This is a genomic window from Streptomyces collinus Tu 365 (assembly GCF_000444875.1).
Taxonomy (GTDB): domain Bacteria; phylum Actinomycetota; class Actinomycetes; order Streptomycetales; family Streptomycetaceae; genus Streptomyces; species Streptomyces collinus_A.
In genome coordinates, this window is record NC_021985.1 from 1,164,745 (window position 1) to 1,185,268 (window position 20,524).

Consider the following 20,524-nt stretch of genomic DNA (forward strand, 5'->3'; position numbering starts at 1 on the left):
CGCACAGGTCAGGAGGAGCGGTGGAGTACAACCTTGCCGATCTGTTCGAGTCGGTCGTCGACGTGGTGCCGGACCGTGAGGCGCTCGTCTACCTGGACCACCCCGGGACCGGCGCGGAGCGCCGCCTGACGTACGCGGAGCTGGACGCGGCCGCCAACCGCGTCGCCCACCACCTGATCGACAGCGGGATCCGGCCCGGCGAGCACCTGGGCCTGCACCTGTACAACGGCGTCGAGTACCTCCAGACGGTCCTGGGCTGCCTGAAGGCACGGGTCGTCCCGGTCAACGTCAACTACCGCTACGTCGAAGAGGAGCTGGTGTACCTCTACCGGGACGCGGACCTGGTGGCGCTGGTCTTCGACGGGGAGTTCGGCGACCGGGTGGCGGCGGCGCTGCCGCGTGCGCCGAAGCTGCGGCTGCTGCTGCGGGTGGGCACGGCGGCGGAGGAGGTGCCCGGCGCGACGCCGTTCACCGGGGCCGAGGCGGCCGCGTCCCCGGAGCGGGGCTTCCCGGCGCGCTCGGGCGACGACCAGTTCATCATCTACACCGGCGGGACGACCGGCATGCCCAAGGGCGTCATGTGGCGCCAGGAGGACCTGTTCTTCGCGGGCCTCGGCGGTGGCGCGCCGACGGGCGAGCCGGTGAAGACGCCCGGGGAACTGGCCGAACGGGTCGCGGCCGGCGGGTCGGGGATCACCTTCTTCCCCACTCCCCCGCTGATGCACGGCACCTCCACCCTCACGGCGTTCATCGGCTTCGGCTTCGGCCAGCGCGTCGTGCTGCACCGCAAGTTCGTGCCCGAGGAGGTCCTGCGCACCATCGAGCGGGAGAGGGTGACCAGCGTCTCGCTGGTCGGCGACGCCATGCTGCGGCCGCTGGTCGACGCGCTCGCCGGGCCGCTGAAGGGCACGGACTGCTCGGCGCTGTTCAGCGTCTCCTCGTCGGGCGCCGTCCTGTCGGAGACGGTGCGCCGGCAGTTCCGCGCACTGGTGCCGAACGCCCTGCTGCTGAACAACTTCGGCTCCTCCGAGTCCGGCTTCAACGGCACCGCGACCGAGGACGCGGGACCCGAGCGGGGCTTCCGCGTCCGGGTCAACTCCCGGACCCGCGTGGTGGACCCGGTGACGCACGAACCCGTGGCCGCGGGGGCGATCGGCCGGGTGGCGCAGTGCGGCCACGTACCGCTCGGCTACTACAACGACCCCCGCAAGACCGCCGAGACGTTCTTCGAGCGGGACGGGCGGCGCTGGGTGCTGCTCGGCGACATGGCCACGGTGGACGAGGAGGGCGTGGTCACCGTCCTCGGCCGGGGCTCGCAGTGCATCAACACCGGCGGCGAGAAGGTGTACCCGGAGGAGGTCGAGCAGGCGCTCAAGGCACATCCGGACGTGTACGACGCCCTGGTCGCCGGGGTGCCCGACGCCACCTGGGGCAGTCATGTGGCGGCCGTGGTGCAACTGCGCGCGGGGGCCCGGCGGTTGTCCCTGGGTGACCTCCAGGACCACTGCCGCGCCCATCTCGCCGGGTACAAGATCCCGCGCCGGCTCGTGCTCACGGAGGACATCCGGCGCTCGCCGAGCGGAAAGGCGGACTACCGGTGGGCCCGTGAGGTGGCGGCGGCTGACGCCTCCCGCCGGTAGCCGCGAGGCGGGGGTGACCGGCACAGTCTTTGCGCACGGTTGACCCGGGACGTTGAACGGAGGGCGAAGCGGGGCCGTACGGAGGTCGGCGGCCCGGCGCCCGCGGGCCCGGTCCGCCGTGCCATCACCGGGTTTCGCACGGAAGGACCTACGGGTGCCGCACCTCACGCCCCCTCGTCAGCTGCCGGACGCCGCGGCGGGGGCCGATCCCGACGCCGTGGCGGACCCCGACACCACCGCGGCACCGGACGGCACGGCCGTGACCGGACCGGCGGAGCCGGACGGGCCGGACACCAGCGCGACACCGGACGGCCCCGGGGCCGCGCCGTCGGGCCGTCCCGGCTGGTTCGGATGGCGGCGGCGCAGCCCTCGGGCCGCGCGGGCCGTGCGGGTCGGCACGAGTCTGCTGGCCGCCGCGCTGGTGCTCGTCGTGCTGCTCGTGCCCAACCGCCTGGACTGGATCACGGTCCAGTCGTTCCTGCGCCTCCCGGTGGAGGCGATCCTGCTCGCGGCGCTCCTGCTCGCACTGCCGCCGCGGCCGCGGCGCACCACGGCGGCGGCCCTGGGGGTGTTCCTCGGCCTGTCGGCCGTCCTGAAGTGCCTCGACATGGGCTTCCGCCAGACGCTGGCCCGGCCGTTCGACCTGGTCTTCGACTGGGTGCTGCTGAGCGACGCGGCGGACTGGACGAAGGACTCCTTCGGCCGCTCGGGAGAGCTGTTCGCGGTGATCGGGGTCATCGTCCTGGTGGTCGTCGTGCTCGCGGTGAGCGCGCTCGCGACGGTCAGGCTGGCCGGCGAGCTGGCCCGGCACCGCCCGGTGGCCGTGCGCACCACCCTGGTCCTCGGCATCGTGTGGGTCATCTGCTTCACCCTGGGCGTGCAGTTCGGCGGCGTCACCTTCGCCACCAAGGGCTATGCCCAGTACCTCTCCAACCGGGTGCAGTACGTCCGCGACGGCCTCGGGGACGCCGACGTGTACAAGAAGGAGATGGCCGTCGACGCCTTCGCCAGGACGCCGCCCGACCGGCTGCTGACGGGGCTGCGCGGCAAGGACGTGATGCTCACCTTCATCGAGAGCTACGGCCGGGTGGCGATCGACGACCCGGCGATGGCACCGCAGATCGACGCGACGCTCCGGGCGGGCGACGCCCGGCTCAGGTCGGCCGGCTTCTCCTCGCGCAGCGGCTGGCTCAGGTCGCCCGTGACGGGCGCGGGCAGCTGGCTCGCCCACTCCACGTTCCTGTCCGGCACCTGGGTCAAGAACCAGCAGCGGTACCGGAGTCTGACCACCGGTGACCGCGCCACGCTCACCAGCTACTTCCGCAGGACCGGCGCCTGGCGCACCGTCGGCATCGTGCCCGGCGTGCGCAAGTCCTGGCCCGAGGGCAGGTACTTCGGCCTCGACCACATCTACGACTCCACGCACCTCGGTTACCGGGGCCCGTACTTCAGCTGGACGCCGGTGCCGGACCAGTTCAGCCTGGAGGCCTTCCAGAAGCTGGAGCACGGCAAGAAGAACCGGGACCCGGTCATGGCCGAGATCATCCTGGCTTCCAGCCACAACCCGTGGTCCCCCATCGCCCACATGATCGACTGGAAGGACCTCGGGGACGGCAAGGTCTTCTACCGGATCAAGAAGGAGGGCACGGACCCCACGGAGGTCTGGAAGAGCGCCGAGCGGGTGCGGACCGAGTACCGCAAGGCCATCCAGTACTCGCTGGACAGCCTGACCCAGTGGGTGCAGCGCTACGGCGACAAGAACACCGTGCTGGTCTTCCTCGGCGACCACCAGCCCGTCCCGACGGTCACCGGGGGGAGCACCAGCAGGGACGTGCCGGTGACCATCGTCGCCCGCGACCCGAAGGTGCTGGACCGGGTCGCCGGCTGGGGCTGGACCGAGGGGCTCAAGCCCGCGCACGACGCCCCGGAGTGGAGCATGGACAAGTTCCGCGACCGCTTCATGACGGCGTACGGCCCCGCCCGCTGACCGGCGCGGGCCGGGCGGCGGCGGGGTCCGCGCCGGTGGCCCGGTCCGCGTCCAGGAAGGCGACGATCTCGCGGACGAAGTGCTCCGGGTCGTCCAGCCACGGGAAGTGGGCGGCCCCGGGCTGCACGGTGAGCGTCGCGTCAGGGAAGGCCCCGGCGGTGCGGCGGGCCAGCTCGGGGCGGGGGCCGCCGTCCCACTCGCCCGCGTACACCAGGACCGGGGCGGCCAGGGCGGCGAGCGCGGCGCGGGTGGCGTCCGGGGTGAAGGCGCCCTCGCCGAAGTAGCGTTCGCCCGCCTCGTCGTTGGTCTGCCGCTCCTCGGGCTCCACGTGCGCCCGGGCGGCGTCGTCCCAGCGGCCGTAGAAGAACGGCAGGAACACCTCGTCGAAGTCGCCGTCGCCGGTCAGCCAGGACTCGAACGCGGGGAACGCCTGCGCGAACCAGGGCTCGCCCGACCGCAGCCGGGCCGCGGCCAGCCGGTCCTCGGCCGTCGCCCGCATGCCCAGGGCCGACGGGTTGGCGGTGACCAGCACGAGCCGCCGCACCCGCTCTGGGTGGCGGGCCGCGTAGAGCGTCGCCAGGCAGCCGCCGGCCGAGTGCGCGAGCAGGTCCATCCGCTCCAGGCCCAGGTGCACGCGCCACGCCTCGACGTCGTCCACCTGCCGGTCGCAGCGGTAGGTGGCCGGGTCGGCCGGGACCGCGGAGTCCCCGGTGCCGCGCAGGTCGAGCAGCGCCAGCCGGCGGTGGGCGGCGAGCCCGCCCAGCTCCCCGAGGTACTCGGAGGCGCGCATCGGACCGCCGGGCAGGACGGCGAGGGTCTCCCCCGTTCCGCGGAGGTGGTAGGCGAGCCGGGTTCCGTCCGGGGCGCTGAAGGTCGGCATGCGGACGATCATGCCGGTCCGCCCGGCCGCCCCGCAACGACGTCCTCGACCCGGCCGGGCCCGGGCCGGCGGGAAAATTCGGGCACACCCCTTGCCCTCGGAGCGGATGGCCTGAATTACTGACCCCGAGGGAATCGACCGAATGATCGGTCGTCCGTAATGCGAGGACGGCGAGGGAGTAGTCCCGATGGCGGATGCGAGGGAGCTGCTGGACGCGGGCGAGAGGCTCGGGGCCGAGGAGCTGCGGGCGCTCCAGCTCGAGCGGCTGCGGGCCTCGCTCCGGCACGCCTACGAGAACGTGCCCTTCTACCGCGAGTCCTTCGACAAGGCCGGCGTCCGCCCCGAGGACTGCCGCTCCCTCGACGACCTGGCGCACTTCCCCTTCGCCACCAAGGCCGACCTGCGGTCGCAGTACCCGTACGGCATGTTCGCCGTGCCCCGCGAGCGCATCCGCCGATTGCACGCCTCCAGCGGCACCACGGGCCTGCCCACGGTGGTCGGCTACACGGAGAACGACCTCTCCATGTGGGCCGACATGGTGGCCCGCTCCCTGCGGGCGGCGGGCGCCCGGCCCGGCGACATCGCGCACGTGGCCTACGGCTACGGCCTGTTCACGGGCGGTCTGGGCGCCCACTACGGCGCCGAGCGCCTGGGCTGCACGGTCGTCCCCGCGTCCGGCGGCATGACGGCCCGGCAGGTCCAGCTCATCCGGGACCTGGAGCCCGACGTCATCATGGTCACCCCGTCGTACATGCTGACCCTGCTGGACGAGTTCGAGCGCCAGGGCGTGGACCCGCGCGGCACCTCGCTGCGGGTGGGTGTGTTCGGGGCCGAGCCGTGGACCGAGCGGATGCGGCAGGAGATCGAGGAGCGGTTCGGGATCGACGCCGTCGACATCTACGGGCTGTCCGAGGTGATCGGTCCGGGCGTGGCGCAGGAGTGCGTGGAGACCAAGGACGGCCTGCACGTGTGGGAGGACCACTTCTACCCCGAGGTCGTCGACCCGATCACCGGCGAGCTGCTGCCGGAGGGCGAGCGGGGTGAGCTGGTGTTCACCTCGCTGACCAAGGAGGCCATGCCGATCGTCCGGTACCGGACGCGGGACCTGACCCGGCTGCTGCCGGGCACGGCCCGGGTGTTCCGGCGCATGGAGAAGATCACCGGGCGCAGCGACGACATGGTGATCCTGCGCGGGGTCAACCTGTTCCCGACCCAGATCGAGGAGATCGTGCTGCGCACCCCCGGTGTCGCGCCGCACTTCCAGCTCCGGCTGTCCCGCGAGGGCCGTATGGACGCGCTCACGGTACGGGCCGAGGCCCGCCCGGGTGCCACGCCCGGGATCCGGCAGGAGGCGGCCCGGTCCATCGCCGCGGCCGTGAAGGACGGCGTCGGGGTCTCCGTGGACGTGGAGATCGTGGAGCCGGAGTCGCTGGAACGCTCCGTCGGCAAGATCCGCCGGATCGTGGACCTGCGCCCCCGCTAGGGCGTGTCCGGTTCGGTGCCTAGTCCCCGAACCGGTCCCGCAGTTCGCGCTTGAGGATCTTGCCGCTGGCGTTGCGCGGCAGCGCGTCGACGAACAGGACCCGCTTGGGTGCCTTGAAGGCGGTGAGCTTCTCCCGTACGTGGGCGACCAGTTGCTCCTCCGTCACCTCGCCGCGGGGGACGACCACCGCCGTCACGGCCTCCACCCAGCGCTCGTCGGGCAGTCCGATCACGGCGGCCTCGGCCACGCACTCGTGGGTGTAGAGGACGTCCTCGACCTGGCGCGAAGCGACCAGCACGCCACCGGAGTTGATGACGTCCTTGACCCGGTCGACGATGGTGAACCAGCCGTCCTCGTCGCGCACCGCGAGGTCGCCGGAGTGGAACCAGCCGTCGCGGAACGCCTCGGCGGTCTCCTCGGGCTTGTTCCAGTAGCCCTCGCACAACTGCGGTGAGCGGTAGACGATTTCCCCGGGGGTGCCGGCCGGCACGTCCTCGCCCTTGTCGTCCACCACGCGGGCGTCCACGAACAGCACGGTCCGGCCGCAGGAGTCGAGGCGGCCCTCGTGCTCGTCGGGGCCGAGCACGGTGGCCAGCGGGCCGATCTCGCTCTGCCCGAAGCAGTTGTAGAAGGCGAGCCCCGGCAGCCGTTCGCGCAGCCGCCGCAGCACCGGCACGGGCATGACCGACGCCCCGTAGTAGGCCTTGCGCAGTCCGCCCAGGTCCCGGACGGCGAAGTCGGACCGGTTCGCCAGGGCGATCCACACCGTCGGCGGTGCGAACAGGCTGTCCACGCGGCCGGCCTCGACCAGGTCGAGGAGGCGGTCACCGTCGGGCGCGTCCAGGACGATGTTCGTCGCGCCGACCGCGAGGTACGGCAGCAGGAACACGTGCATCTGCGCGGAGTGGTAGAGCGGCAGCGCGTGCACCGGCCGGTCGCCCGCGCTCAGGTCGAGGGCGGTGATCGCGCTCAGGTACTCGTGGACCAGGGCCCGGTGGGTCATCATCGCGCCCTTGGGCAGGGCGGTGGTGCCCGAGGTGTACAGCAGTTGCACCAGGTCCTCGGTGCGCGGCCCGGGTCCGTCGTACGGCGGCGCGTCCGCCAGCCGGGTCAGGAAGGAGTCCGCGGTGTCGCGCAGGGGCAGCGCGCGGGCGCCGTCGGGCAGCCGCCCGGCGAGGTCGGGGTCGGTGAGCACCAGGGTGCTGCCGGACTGGCCGAGGAGGTACGCGAGGTCGTCACCGGTCAGGTTCTGGTTGACCGGCACGTGCACCAGACCGGCGCGGGCGCAGCCGAGGAAGGCGAGCACGTAGGCGTCCGAGTTGTGCCCGTAGGCGGCCACCCGGTCCCCGGGGGCGAGTCCCTCGGCTAGCAGGAGGCCCGCCGCCCGGGAGACGGCGTCGTCGAGTTCCCCGTACGTCCAGCTGCGTTCGCCGTACTCCAGCGCCACGCGGGCCGGAGTGCGGCGGGCGCTGCGCCGCAGCACCCCGTCCACGGTGCTGCTGTGTCGCTGCGTCATGACAGCCGATCCTCTGCCCTGCCGGACGCGCGGGTCAAGCACCCTCACACCGGACGTGCGCGGCCTGCCCAGTAGGGGTCGCGCAGCCGCCGCTTGTACAGCTTGCCGTTGGGGTCGCGGGGCATCTCGGCGATGAAGTCGACGCTCCTGGGGCGCTTGTAGCCGGCGAGGCGGTCCGCGCAGTGGTCGAGCAGCGCGGCGGCGAGGGCCGGCCCCGGCTCGTGCCCGGGTGCCGGTTCGACGACGGCCTTGACCTCCTCACCCCAGTCGTCGTGCGGGATGCCGAAGGCGGCGGCGTCGGCGACGGCGGGGTGGGCGAGCAGCGCGGACTCGATCTCGGCCGGGTAGATGTTGACCCCGCCGGAGATGATCATGTCGATCTTGCGGTCGCGCAGGAACAGGTAGCCGTCCTCGTCCAGGTAGCCGAGGTCGCCCACGGTGAAGAAGTCCCCGATGCGGTTCTTGCGTGTCTTGGTCTCGTCCTTGTGGTACGAGAAGCCGCCGGTGCTCATCTTCATGTAGACGGTGCCGAGCCGGCCGGGCGGCAGCCTGTTGCCGTCGTCGTCGAAGACCGCGAGTTCGCTGATGGGCCAGGCCCTGCCGACCGTGCCGGGCTTCTTCAGCCAGTCCTCGGCGGTGGCGAAGGCCCCGCCGCCCTCGCTGGCCGCGTAGTACTCCTCCACGCAGTGGCCCCACCAGTCGATCATGGCCCGCTTGACGTGGTCCGGGCAGGGGGCGGCACCGTGGATGGCGTGCCGCATGGACGACACGTCGTAGCGCGCCCGCACCTCCTCGGGGAGCGCCAGCAGGCGGTGGAACTGGGTGGGGACCATGTGGGTGTGGGTGCACCGGTGGGTGTCGACGAGGCGGAGCATGTCCTCGGGCGTCCATTTGTCCATGAGCACCAGGCGGTGGCCGATGTGCAGGGACGCGCCCGCGAACTGCAGGACGGCCGTGTGGTAGAGCGGCGAGCAGACCAGATGGACGTTGCCGTCGAAGGGCCGGATGCCGAAGATGCCGAGGAAGCCGCCGAGGTAGGCCTCCTCGGGGGCCTTGCCGGGCAGGGGGCGGCGGATGCCGCGCGGGCGTCCGGTCGTACCGGAGGTGTAGTTCATGACCCAGCCGAGCGTGCGGTCGCCGGGGGCCGACGCGGGCTGTCCGTCGAGGAGTTCGGCGTACGGCCGGAAACCCCCGACCGCGCCGACCGCGTACCGGTGGGAGGCGGGGAGCCCGGCCTCGTCGGCGGCCCGGCGTGCCGCTTCGCCGAACCTCTCGTGCGCGACGAGCACCTTGGCGCTGGAGTCGGAGACGATCCAGGCGATCTCCGGGCCCACCAGGTGGTGGTTGACCGGGACCAGGTAGAACCCGGCCTGGCTGGCGGCCAGGTAGGCGGTGAGGAACTCGACCCCGTTGGGCAGGACGACGGCGAAGGCGTCGCCCCGGGTCAGGCCCGCGGTACGCAGCCCGTGCACGAGCCGGTTGGCGTCGGCGTGCAGGCGGCCCGCGGTCCACGGCTCGCCGTCGGGTGCGATCAGGACGGTGCGTTCGGGGTCCTGGGCGGCCTGGGCCCAGAAGCCGGCGGGGGGTGTGGTCACGACGGGCCGCTCCTTCCGGCGATGCGGTTGACACGGTCGACGGCCCGCTCGAAGCCGCGGGTGAGGTCGTCGAAGACGGCCTGCACACCACGTTCGCTCGTCATCCGGCCGACGATCTGGCCGACGGGGGTGCCGAGCAGCGGGTCGATCTCGTACTTCTGGATCCGGGAGACGGCGTCGGCGACCAGCAGGCCCTGCAACGGCATGGGCAGGGTGCCGGGCCCGTCCGGGCCGTCCCAGGCGTCGGTCCACTCGGTGCGCAGCTGGCGGGCCGGTTTCCCGGTCAGGGCGCGGGAGCGGACGGTGTCGCCGGACCCGGCGGCGAGGAGCTTGCGGGTGAGGGCCGGCGAGTGGAGGTCGGCCTCGGTGGTGGTGAGCCACACGGAGCCCAGCCAGACGCCCTGGGCGCCGAGGGCGAGGGCGGCCGCCACCTGCTGTCCGCTGCCGATGCCGCCCGCGGCGAGGACGGGCAGCGGGTCGACGGCCTCCACGACCTCGGGGGTCAGCACCATGGTGGCGATCTCGCCGGTGTGGCCGCCGGCTTCGTAGCCCTGGGCCACGACGACGTCGATGCCCGCCGCCTGGTGCTTGCGGGCGTGCCGGACGCTGCCCGCGAGCGCGGCGACCAGGACGTCCCGGTCGTGGGCGCGGGCGACGACGTCGGCGGGCGGCGAGCCGAGGGCGTTGGCGAGCAGCCTGATCGGGTAGTCGAAGGCGACGTCGAGCTGGTTCCGGGCGACCTGCTCCATCCAGCCGGTGATGCGCCAGCCCGACGCCTCGCCCTCGGCCGGCTCCGGGACCCCGTACCGGGCGAGGGTGTCCCGCACGAACCGGCGGTGGCCCTCGGGGATCATCGCCTCGACGTCCGCCTCGGTGACACCCTCGACCTTCTTCGCCGGCATCACCACGTCGAGGCCGTAGGGCCGGCCCTCCGCGTGCGCCTCGATCCAGTCGAGGTCGCGCTTCAGCTCGTCGGGCGCGGTGTAGCGGACCGCGCCGAGCACTCCGAAGCCGCCGGCCCTGCTGATGGCGGCGGCCACGGCGGGGAACGGCGTGAAGCCGAAGACGGCGTGCTCGACGCCCAGTTTCCTGCTCAGCTCCGTCTGCATGCGCGCAGGATGCCGCAGTCCCCCGTACGACGGAAGACTTTTCCTGATGCTCCGTCAGTTAGCTTGCGGAGCAGGCGCCCTGGTCCGCCAGCACCGCCATCGCCGCGTTGTGGCCCGGCACTCCGCTCACCCCTCCCCCGCGCACCGCGCCCGCGCCGCAGAGGAGGACGTTGGCGTGGCCCGTCTCCACGCCCCAGCGTCCGGTGCCCTCCTGGGCGTACGGCCAGGACAGGGCGCGGTGGAAGATGTTGCCGCCGGGCAGGCGCAGGTCGCGCTCCAGGTCCAGCGGGGTCTTCGCCTCGATGCAGGGGCGTCCGTCGGCGTCCGTGGCCAGGCAGTCGGCGAGGGGTTCGGCGAGGTGGGCGTCGAGCTGGGCGAGGGTGGACTTGAGCAGTTCCTCGCGCACCGCGTCGTTGTCCTGGGCGAACAGCCGGGCGGGGGTGTGCAGTCCGAACAGGGTCAGCGTCTGGTAGCCGCGTCCGGCGAGGTCGGGGCCGAGGATGCTGGGGTCGGTCAGCGAGTGGCAGTAGATCTCCGAGGGCGGCGCGCCGGGCAGCTCGCCGGCGGCGGCCTGGGCGTGGGCGGTGGCGAGCTGCTGATAGCCCTCGGCGATGTGGAAGGTGCCCGCGAAGGCCTCGCGCGGATCGACGTCGGGGTCGCGGAGCCTGGGCAGCCGCGTGAGCAGCATGTTCACCTTGAGCTGGGCGCCCTCGGCGGGCTCGGGGGCCGTGTCCCCGGTCAGCGCGGCCAGTTCGCGCGGGGAGGCGTTCACCAGGACGTGCCGGGCGGCGGCGACGCCCTCGCCGTCGGCCGTGCGGTAGCGGACCTCGGCGGTGCGCCCGTCGGTGTCGATGCCCAGCGCCTCGTGCCCGGTGGCGATCACCGCGCCGGCCGAGCGCGCGGCGGCCGCCAGCGCGTCGGTCAGGGCGCCCATGCCGCCGACCGGCACGTCCCAGGCGCCGGTGCCGCCGCCGATGACGTGGTAGAGGAAGCAGCGGTTCTGGGCGAGGGAGGCGTCGTGGGCGTCGGCGAAGGTGCCGATCAGCGCGTCGGTGAGGACCACGCCCCGCACCAGGTCGTCGGTGAAGTTCTCCTCGACGGCGACACCGATGGGCTCCTCGAACAGCGCCCGCCAGGCGGCCTCGTCGTCGACGCGGCGGCGCAGCTCGTCCCGGGTGGGCAGCGGTTCGGTGAGGGTGGGGAAGACGCGCTGGGCGACCTCGTGGGTCATGCCGTAGAAGCGCTGCCAGGCCGCGTACTCGCGCTCGCCGCCGGTCAGCCGGGCGAAGGCCGCCCGGGTACGTGGCTCGCCGCCGCCGACGAGGAGCCCGGTGGGCCGTCCGCCGCGCTCGACGGGGGTGTACGAGGAGATGGTGCGGCCGCGGAGGCCGACCTCGATCCCGAGGTCGCGCAGGATCTTCCGGGGCAGCAGGCTGACCAGGTAGGAGTAGCGCGACAGCCGGGCGTCCACCCCGGCGAACGGCCGGGTGGACACGGCGGCGCCGCCGGTGTGGTCCAGCCGTTCCAGCACCAGCACACTGCGGCCGGCCCGGGCCAGGTAGGCGGCGGCGACCAGACCGTTGTGGCCGCCGCCGACGATGACGGCGTCGTAGCTGCGGGTTCCCTCGTCGGCAGGCATGCCTCTTCGTAGCACGAGACGATCAAGACGGGCCAGAGGTACGCGGCGGCGGAGTGGGGAGCGGCGCGATGTCGGGCGGTCAAACGGCGTGCGCGGGCGGGGACACCGTCGTGGCGGGCGGCTCAAGGCGGGTTCCGGGCGGCTTACGGCGCGCTTCCGGTCGGCTCACGGCGTGGTGGTGGACAGCGGGTGGTGGTAGGCGGCTGGGGGCGGCCGAGGCCCGTTCGCCCGGGGGCGGCTGCCGGCCGCACGCCGCGCACGCGGCTCCGGCGTCGGTGGCCGGGTGCGCGCTCGGCGCGCTCAGTGGTCGCCGGCGGCCTGCCGCTGCCGGAACACCGCGACCCTGCGGTACAGCGCCACCGCCTCCGCGCCCCGGCCCAGTTGCTCAAGGCAGTGGGCCTCGTCGTTGCGGCTGGCGAGGGTGTCGGGGTGGTCCGGGCCGAGGACGCGTTCGCGGGCGGCGGCGACCCTGCCGTACTCGGTGAGCGCGGCCGTCCAGCGGCCGAGCCAGCCCAGGGCGACGGCGATCTCGCGGCGGCTGACCAGGGTGTCGGGATGGTCGGGGCCGAGGACGCGCTCGCGCTGCGCGCACACGTCGCGGGCCTCCGCCAGAGCCTCCTCCCAGCGTCCCAGCCGGCCGAGGTTGACGCCGACGCCGTGCCGGGCGCGCAGGGTGTCGGGGTGGGCGGCGCCCTGGGCCCGGGTGCGGTCCTCGACGAGGTCGCGGTAGACCCGCAGGGCGTCCGCGCTGCGGCCGAGCCGGCCGAGGCTGATCCCGGCCTCGTAGCGGGCGGCGAGGGTGTCCGGGTGGTCGGGGCCGAGGGTACGGGCACGCGCCTCGGCCACCTCCCGGTAGGTGCGCAGCGCCTCCTCCCAGCGTCCCGACTGCCCCAGTGTGTAGGCGACTTCGAACCGGGTCACCAGGGTGTCGGGGTGGTCGGGGCCGAGCACCCGGGCCCGCGCGGCGGCCACGTCGAGCGCCATGCGGTGCGCGTCCTCCAGGCGGCCGAGCCGGCTGAGGTTGAGGGCCAGGTTGTGCCGGCAGCGCAGGGTGTCGGCGTGGTCGGGCCCCATGACCCGCAGCCGGGCGGCCAGCACCGCGGTGTAGGTCTGGTGGGCCTCGAAGTGGCGGCCCAGCCGCCCCAGGACGTAGGCGGTCTCCTGGCGGGCGGCCAGGGTGTCGGGGTGGTCGGGGCCGAGGACGCGTTCCCGGGCCTCGGCGACGCCGGAGTAGGCGCGCAGCGCGGCGGCGGCCCGGCCGGTGCGGCTGAGGGTGAAGGCGGCCTCGTAGCGGCTGGCGAGGGTGTCGGGGTGGTCGGGGCCGAGCAGGGCCGCCCGTTCGGCGGCGACGGCCAGGTGGATCTCGCGGGCCCGGGCCCACCGGCCGCGCCGGGCCAGGGCGAGCCCCTCGTGGTGCCGGGCGGTGAGGGCGGCGACGGCGTCCGGGGACGGCCGGGTCGGCAGCGCCGGCCCGGCACCGGTGGCGGCCGGGAGGGTCCAGGCGCCGGTGAGGACCGCGCCGGGGTCGGCCGGGGCGGGGTGCGGTCCGGCACCGACCGCCTTGTGGCCGGTGGTCATGCCCCGGGTCCAGGACGGCAGGCGGGTCTCGCGCACGGGCGCCCCGCCGGCCGGCGGCCAGGTCGTCACCACCGTCGGCACGTACCCGGCCGCCGCACGGGCCGCCGCCAGCCGGCGCCCCACCTCGTCGGCGTCGTAGGGCCGGTCCTCGGGGCGCTTGGCCAGCAGGTCGAGGACGATCCGTTCGAAGGGCGCGGGCAGTTCGGGGCGCCGGACGCGCGGCGGTCCGGGCGGGGTGTCGCGGTGGCCCACGAGGATGGCCCAGGCGTCGTCCAGGTCGAACGGGGGCGTCCCGGTGGCGATCTCGTAGAGCACGCAGCCCAGCGAGTACAGGTCGCTGCGCTGGTCGACCTCGGTGCCGGCGATCTGCTCCGGGGACATGTAGTGCGGGGTGCCCATCGCGACGCCGGTGCCGGTCAGCCGGGCGGTGAAGCCGATGTCGTGCCCGAGGCGGGCGATGCCGAAGTCGCAGATCTTCACCGTGCCGTCGGCCAGCCGGACGATGTTGGCGGGTTTCAGGTCGCGGTGCACGACGCCCTGCCGGTGGGTGTACGCGAGGGCGGCCGCCACCTGCTCCGCGATGTCGATCACCTCGTCCACCGGCAGCGGGTGCCCCTCGGCGTCCTCCAGGAGCCGGCTGAGGTCGCGGCCGTCCAGGAGTTCCATGACGAGGTGGAGGACGCCGTCGTCCTCGCCGAAGTCGTGGACGACGGTCACCCCGCGGTGGGACAGCGCCGCGGCCACCCGGGCCTCCCGGCGGAACCGCTCGCGCACCACCCGGGTGAGGGAGGGGTCGTGCTGCGGGCCGAGCGGCTTGAGGCACTTCACCGCGACCTGCCGCCCGAGGGACTCGTCCCGGGCCCGCCACACCTCGCCCATGCCGCCCCGCCCGATCAGGTCGAGCAGCCGGTAACGGCCCTGGATCAGCCTGTTCTCCCCCATCGCGCGCCGTCGCCCCCGTCGCCGTCCGCCCCACCCCTCAGGGACAGCGCCACGGCCCCCCGGGCCGCGCGCGACGCGACCCGTTCCGTGACACACCCCCCTGCCCGTCCAGTATGGCGGGCTATCGCCCCACTTTGTATGGTGCGGGCCGGGCTCCCGGGCCGAGTCTCGCCATGGCGCGCAGGACGTGTTTGGGCGGCAGCTGCCAGCGCAGACGTGCGGGAACGCACCGCAGCACGGTGCCCGTGGCCCGGAGGCGGCGGGTGACGGTGGCGGCCGCGGGGGCCGGCCTGCCGTACAGCTCGTGGGCGTACGGGGGCAGGGAGGCGTAGGCCAGCTGCGCCACGCGCCGCCACAGCACCTCGCGCGCGGGGAGCAGGAGGGGGTGCGTCGGCGGACGGAGGAGGAAGTCGTCCACTTCGCGTGCCTCGGGTCCCGCGGCCAGTGCGGGCCGCACCTTCTCGAAGTACCGGGCCAGCTCGCCCCGGTCCGCCGGGACGGCGTCCGGGTCGAGGCCCACCAGGCGGGCGCTGACGCGGTGTTCGGCGATGTAGCGGTCGGCGTCGGCGTCGCCGAGCGGGAAGCCGGAGCGGCGCAGGACGTGCAGGTAGGAGTCGATCTCCGCGCAGTGCACCCAGAGCAGCAGTTCCGGCTCGTCGACGCCGTAGCGCTCGCCGGTCGCGGGGTCGGTCGCGCCGAGCAGCCGGTGGATCCGGCGCACCCGGGCGCCCGCCCGCTCTGCGGCCGCCGTGGTGCCGTACGTCGTGGTGCCGACGAAGTCCGCGGTACGCATCAGCCGGCCCCAGGCGTCACGGCGGAAGTCGGAGTTCTGCAGCACGCCACGGACCGCCCGCGGGTGCAGGGCCTGCAGATACAGCGCGCGGATGCCGGCGACCCACATCATCGGATCGCCGTGCATCTGCCAGGTCACCGAGGTGGGTCCGAACAGCCCCGGATCACGACCGGTCATGCGCTCACCTCCACCCTGCGCCCACGATGCCACGGGGGCGGGCGGAGCGGTACGTGACCGTGCCCCCCACCGCACGGGAGGCTAGTCGGCGCACTCGACCCAGATCGGGAGCTCGACGAGACCGTTCATGACCATGGTCTCGTGGAAACGCAGCTCCGACGGCTCCACGGTCAGACCGAAACGCGTCGTTCCCGAGAGGAACATGCGCAGGGCCTGCATCGCGATCAGACGGGTGACCGGAATACCCAGGCACGAATGCCGCCCGCGACCGAACGTCAGATGCTCGAAATCCCGACCGCGCGTGGGGTCGAACCTGTGGGCGTCGGGGAATGCCGACGTGTCCCTGTTGCAGACGTCCACGCCGATGACGAGGAGAGTACCTGCGGGAACCGAGTACTTGCCGATCACGGACGACCGCTTCGTCATCCGGTAGATCCCCCGGGCGATCGGACTCGCGTACCGCTGCACTTCGTGGACGAGGCCGGGCAGCAGCGTCTCGTCCTCGCGTACGAGACTCTGGGTCCCCGGATCCTGCGCCAGGCAGAGGATCCCGTTCGTGATCAGTGCCGCCAGCACCTCGACACCCGACAGCGCGAGCAGCCGAGTGTTCGCCGCGACCTGTCGGTCGTCGAGAGAGGGCAGTTCCGCCATCAGGTCCGACACGAGGTCATCGGCGGGGTGGGCACGCCTGTCGCGCACCCAGTCGACGAGCGTGGCGTCGAGTTCGCGCACCGGGTATCCCTGGTAGACCGCGTTCCTCAGGGCCGAGACGAGGTTCGCGTCGAGCCCGAGCAGCCGCGACATGACACTGTCGGCGACCGGCACGCCGATCGACGCGACCGCGTCGAGCCTCCCCAGGGCGAGAGCGCTCTCGATCGACTGCTGGACATCCTGGATCAGCTGGTCCGAGACATCGCGGACGCGAGCGTCGATGACCCTCCGCAGTGCGCGCCGTACGCGGCGGTGCTCTTCCCCGTCGGTCTGGTTGACCGCGAAGACCGCCTCGGACGCCGCGTCCGGATGCGACTCGGCCGGCTCGTCGAAAACGCTGGCCATGAGTTCGCCCGCGCTGCCGTAGGTCTCGACGTCGGACAGGATGCGGGTGGCTTCGCCGTGATCGTTGACGAGCAGTCCCACCCCTGCCGTTCCCATGCGCATCGGAACGACGGTGGCGGCCGGCTCCGCCGAGCTTCGCGACACGGTCCGCTCATCGAGTGTCCCGCGGAAGAGGATCTTGCCGTCAGACACACCAGACTCCTTGCCTTACGGCAATACCCACACCGTGGTCGCCGGAACGAAAGACGAGGTCGTGCAGTGCGAGAGCCTGCAGACTGGCCGCCTCCGCGGGGGTGATCGTGTGCCCCCAGCGGCTCGCGTCCAGCACGGCTGCCGCCGGTTCCGAGCGGTCGACATCGACGCGGCGACGTTCCCCGTGGCGGGTGTCCTCCACGGCCAGGAACGTCGGACCGCGCCGAACGACAAGGGATTCCCCCTGCCGCGCCGACCACGCGAAGGTGCCGTCCGACTGCCGTGGCGGGTCGAGGTGGCGCAGGCACCCGACCTCCAGGGCGCCGCAGTCGCCGCTCCACGCGACCCGCAGACCGACGCCGCGCGCGTCACGCAGCAGCGCGATCAAGGAGACGAGTTCCCGATCGCCCATCTCCGGCATGGCGAAGTGACCGGCCAGTCGGACCCCGGCGTATCCCGACCGGGTCAGGGTGACGAGGTCCTCCCGGCCCCGCATCGCGTGGAGGTTCACTGACGCGAAGAGCCTCCGTCGGTTCGACCGCCGCCCTGCTGTCTGCTTCGTCACCAACGCAATCCCGTCGCCAGCGCCAGATAGGTGGCATCCTCGTGAAAGACGATTCCGAGCTCCGTCCAGCTCTCGACGAGTTCTTCGAGCCGGTCTTCCGGCACCGCGATCCCGAGCGAGGACATCGTGGAAGCGAGCGCGGGAAGCGTTTTGCCCTTGGCCAGTGCCCGGTAGGCCTCGGCCTCGAGACCCGGTGGAAGCACCACCTCACGGGAGGGCCAGGCGGACCGGTCGTCGACGACGACGAGCGAGTCGTCCGGCGCCGGCAGGGCGACCAGCCGGGACAGCGACGCGTTGGCCCTCCAGTCCGCCACCGCTTCGCGCAACTTCCCGTACGGCTCCGGTGATATGCCGGCGGGCGCAGACTCGAACACGTAGACGAAGTCGTCCAGTGCGTCCACCACCCCCTCGTAGGCGCTCACCAGGTTGCGCGAGGGACCGAGAGCTTTGAGACCGAGTTCCGGGTCGTCGAAGTAGGGGCTGAAGCGTTCCAGTTTGATCGGGAAGACCCCGGCGGGCGGCGTCAGATGATGCAGGGACGGGAGCGCGTCGATCAACGCCGTGTAGTCGCGGTCGTCCTCCCCGGGGAAGCCCACGAGGATGTTCCACGACGGGTAGATCCTGCAGGTGGCACAGTCCCGCAGGAACCTCACGTTCTGCCACCCGGTCACCCCCTTGCGCATGATGCGCAGGATCGGTGTACAGAGGCTCTCGACACCCGGTTGCAGTTGCGTGAAACCGGCGCGCGCGAGGGACTCGAGCTGACCGAAGTTGAGGTTCGACTTCACCTCGGCGAACAGCCGGACGTCCCATTCGGCGGGCAGCGCCAGGTCCGTGGTCAGACGGGCGACATGGTCGGGCGCCAGAATGTTGTCGGCGAACACCAGGTCGAGCACGTGGTGGCGACGGACAGCCCGGCTCGCCTCCGCCCGCACGCGCTCGGCGGGCTTCGCGCGATGAGCCATGGCCGACCCGTTCAGGCCGCAGAAGGTGCAGTGGTGCTTCGCGCCCCACCAGCACCCGCGGCTGGCCTCCAGGGGGATCTTGACATCGATGAGCCGGGCGACCGGAGACTTCCCCAAGTCGCGGAAGTAGTGGTCGTATACGGGCTCCGGCACCACGTTCATGGAGACGGGCGTCGGTCCGATGGGGTTGCTGACCGAGGCTCCGTCGCTGTCGCGCCAGCACAGGCCGGGCACGGCACGCAGCGGTTCGTCGCGCCTGGTCCCGTCACCGCTCCGACGTTCCGCGATGTGGGCGACGAGCGGCGCGATCGAGCGCTCCGCCTCGCCCCGGACCACGTAGTCGAACTCCGTGCGAGCGCGGTGGACCGCCGTACCCTGCACGCCGTCGCAGTTCGCCCCGCCGAGCATCGTGACGACGCCCGGGGCCAGCTCCTTGACGCGGTGCGCGAGCGCGAACGAGGCGATGTTCTGGTCGAACGTCGTCGTCAACCCCAGGACGTCGACGCCTGACGAAACGAGATCCCGGGCCAACTCGTCGATGAAGGCGGGCGCCGCGCGGAACATCGCACAGTAGGCGTCGACGTGCTCGCTGTCGCTCAGGAGGTCGTGGAAACTCGTGTCGCGTGGGTCGACGCCGGGGCGGAAACAGCTGGAGAAGACCCATTCGCCGACCCCGAACACCTCGGCGTCGACGATCAGTTCGTAGTGCTCACGTTCGAGGCCCACGTCCCGGAGCAGGAAGTCGAGCCACCTGATGTTGCCGTAGACGACATCGAGCTTCGCCACTTCTCCGCGCTTGCGGAACAGCGGAGCGATCGTGCTCAGCGCCAGTGAGGGCATGTCCACCACGGCCCAGGGCATGCAGACCAACGCGACCGAAAGGGCACCCTCGTGCACGACCGGCGGGTCCGGATCCAGCACCGGTCGTCGGTGCCCGATCTGCATCAGTTCCACTGCGGCTCCTCGTCGTTGGCCTGTTTCACGATGCCTTTTCGTCGGCGGGCTTCTCGGTCCCGGTGGTCACCCGCGCACCCCGGAGGAGCACGGGGAGCCACAGGAGGCACGCCAGCAGCGGGACCGCGGCGTACGTGGCCATGCCGGCACTGGAGCCCAACCCGTCCATGAGCACGCCGAGTACGAGATAGCCGGTGCCGATGAGCGCCGACTCCACGAACGAGATCATCGACAGCAGGCTCGCCCGGTGGCGTGACGGCACCGCCTCGTTGAGCACGTTGTCCACGAGCACCGCGGTGATCTCGGGAATTCCGACCAGGACCAGGAACGCGGCGATGGTGACCCACACGAGGCCGAGGCCGCTCAGACCGAGTGCCGCGGCGAGCGCCAGGAGGCCCACCGGCACGATGACCCGGTACCCGACGCGCCGGTTCGCTTGATCCGAGAGCAGGGGAACGAGTCCGCCGACGAAGAATCCCGCCGAGATGACCACGCTGACCAACGCGGTGCCCGCTCCCTGGTCGGAGAGGGTCTTCTGGGTGAAGATGATGAACGGCGTCAATGTCGCGTGCATCAGTCCCGACACCACGACAAGCGTCACGAGTGCCGGCGTGGCGACCCGGAGCATCGCCCGCCACGCTGTCGCGTCGCGGTGCGCCTCGGCTCCGTCCTGCTCGTCCACCGCGTCCGCGCCGCGGATCTCGGGCACCCGTACCATGAGCACCACCACGGCCAGGACGAGGCACGACGCCGAACCGACGTAGACGGCTCCCCAGGAGATCCGCTGGAGTTGGCCGCCGAGGATGATGGCGGCTCCCGAGGTGACCGTCCCGAGCATGGTGAACCGGGACTTGACCTTGACATAGCGGGCCGTCGCACCGCGACGCACGAGCAGGTCGTACAGCAGGGCGGTGTCCGAACCGGACACACATGCCATGCCCACGCCCTGGCCGACGAACAGCGCCAGAAACACCCAGTAGTCGGTGAACGTCCCCTGGCCGAGCAGACATCCAGCTATCAGGATCTGCCCGATCACGATGCTGGCTCGCCTGCCGATCCGGTCGGCGATGACTCCCGTCGGCAACTCGGCAAGCCCGCTGACCAGGTAGATCAGAGTCTGCAGGAGGGCCACCTGCCCGGCGGAGAAACCTCGATGCTGAAGGAAGAGAACGAACACGCCCCGCTGGAACAACGAGTTGGCGAGCACGGCGTACACGTAGAACGGGCGCGTGACGTCTCGTGCCGCGTCGTCGACTGCGGCCGACCCGCCGAGGGCCTCCGTGGTGCCGGTCATGCTGCGGGCTCCCCCTGCTGACTCCGGTGATCATTGATGTCGGGCCTGTGCCGCCCACCGGAACCTACAGTCCGTACGTCGCGCGGGACATCGGGCCGGCCCTGCGGGACCCGTCGCCGGCGCCGCGGCCCTCCTCGGTGAAGGTTGCTCAGCCTCATT

Annotated in this window: 14 protein-coding genes; 3 read left to right on the top strand and 11 right to left on the bottom strand. The window is 72.5% G+C overall.

All coding sequences use genetic code 11. From position 1 onward, the window contains the following. Positions 1-20: 20 nt before the first annotated feature. Both B446_RS04645 and B446_RS04650 read left to right on the top strand, forming a co-directional pair. Positions 21-1,640 carry an acyl-CoA synthetase gene (locus tag B446_RS04645; protein WP_020938257.1) on the top strand — a complete coding sequence of 540 codons (1,620 nt, stop codon included), beginning with the start codon at positions 21-23 and terminating at the stop codon, positions 1,638-1,640. Positions 1,641-1,794: 154 nt separating this feature from the next. Further along, the gene (locus B446_RS04650) at positions 1,795-3,627 is read left to right on the top strand and encodes a hypothetical protein (RefSeq protein WP_020938258.1); all 1,833 of its coding nucleotides are present in this window, start codon (positions 1,795-1,797) and stop codon (positions 3,625-3,627) included. On the opposite strand, the gene B446_RS04655 is transcribed toward B446_RS04650, so the two are convergent. Then, entirely contained in the window at positions 3,599-4,507 is a 909-nt protein-coding gene (locus tag B446_RS04655) for an alpha/beta fold hydrolase (RefSeq protein WP_063632825.1), read from the bottom strand. The genes B446_RS04650 and B446_RS04655 overlap by 29 nt on opposite strands. A gap of 187 nt (positions 4,508-4,694) precedes the next feature. Between B446_RS04655 and paaK the strand changes: the two genes are divergently transcribed. Further along, positions 4,695-5,990, top strand: a complete 1,296-nt coding sequence (gene paaK, locus B446_RS04660) for a phenylacetate--CoA ligase PaaK (RefSeq protein WP_020938260.1) — start codon at positions 4,695-4,697, stop codon at positions 5,988-5,990. A 19-nt stretch (positions 5,991-6,009) separates the two neighbouring features. On the opposite strand, the gene B446_RS04665 is transcribed toward paaK, so the two are convergent. The 10 genes from B446_RS04665 to B446_RS04710 all read right to left on the bottom strand — a co-directional run bounded on the left by B446_RS04665 (position 6,010) and on the right by B446_RS04710 (position 20,365). Then, positions 6,010-7,506 (bottom strand): acyl-CoA synthetase, encoded by a 1,497-nt coding sequence (locus tag B446_RS04665; protein ID WP_020938261.1) that lies wholly within the window; start codon positions 7,504-7,506, stop codon positions 6,010-6,012. 44 nt (positions 7,507-7,550) lie between these two features. Further along, entirely contained in the window at positions 7,551-9,101 is a 1,551-nt protein-coding gene (locus B446_RS04670) for an acyl-CoA synthetase (protein ID WP_020938262.1), read from the bottom strand. After that, positions 9,098-10,210 carry a nitronate monooxygenase gene (locus tag B446_RS04675; protein ID WP_020938263.1) on the bottom strand — a complete coding sequence of 371 codons (1,113 nt, stop codon included), beginning with the start codon at positions 10,208-10,210 and terminating at the stop codon, positions 9,098-9,100. The genes B446_RS04670 and B446_RS04675 overlap by 4 nt, the downstream gene beginning before the upstream one ends. A gap of 58 nt (positions 10,211-10,268) precedes the next feature. After that, entirely contained in the window at positions 10,269-11,849 is a 1,581-nt protein-coding gene (locus B446_RS04680) for a phytoene desaturase family protein (RefSeq protein ID WP_020938264.1), read from the bottom strand. Between the two features lie 300 nt (positions 11,850-12,149). Beyond that, positions 12,150-14,369 carry a serine/threonine-protein kinase gene (locus tag B446_RS04685; RefSeq protein ID WP_020938265.1) on the bottom strand — a complete coding sequence of 740 codons (2,220 nt, stop codon included), beginning with the start codon at positions 14,367-14,369 and terminating at the stop codon, positions 12,150-12,152. Positions 14,370-14,490: 121 nt separating this feature from the next. Further along, on the bottom strand, positions 14,491-15,339 hold the full coding sequence (locus B446_RS04690; protein ID WP_020938266.1) for an oxygenase MpaB family protein: 849 nt from the start codon (positions 15,337-15,339) through the stop codon (positions 14,491-14,493). 81 nt (positions 15,340-15,420) lie between these two features. After that, complete coding sequence (locus B446_RS04695) at positions 15,421-16,587, bottom strand: cytochrome P450 (RefSeq protein WP_020938267.1); 1,167 nt, start codon at positions 16,585-16,587, stop codon at positions 15,421-15,423. Continuing rightward, positions 16,580-17,083, bottom strand: a complete 504-nt coding sequence (locus B446_RS04700) for a DUF5825 family protein (RefSeq protein ID WP_148305722.1) — start codon at positions 17,081-17,083, stop codon at positions 16,580-16,582. Before B446_RS04700 ends, B446_RS04695 begins: the two co-directional genes overlap by 8 nt. A gap of 65 nt (positions 17,084-17,148) precedes the next feature. After that, positions 17,149-19,062 (bottom strand): RiPP maturation radical SAM C-methyltransferase, encoded by a 1,914-nt coding sequence (locus tag B446_RS04705; protein ID WP_234967611.1) that lies wholly within the window; start codon positions 19,060-19,062, stop codon positions 17,149-17,151. Positions 19,063-19,096: 34 nt separating this feature from the next. Beyond that, complete coding sequence (locus B446_RS04710; protein ID WP_020938270.1) at positions 19,097-20,365, bottom strand: MFS transporter; 1,269 nt, start codon at positions 20,363-20,365, stop codon at positions 19,097-19,099. Positions 20,366-20,524 lie beyond the last annotated feature (159 nt).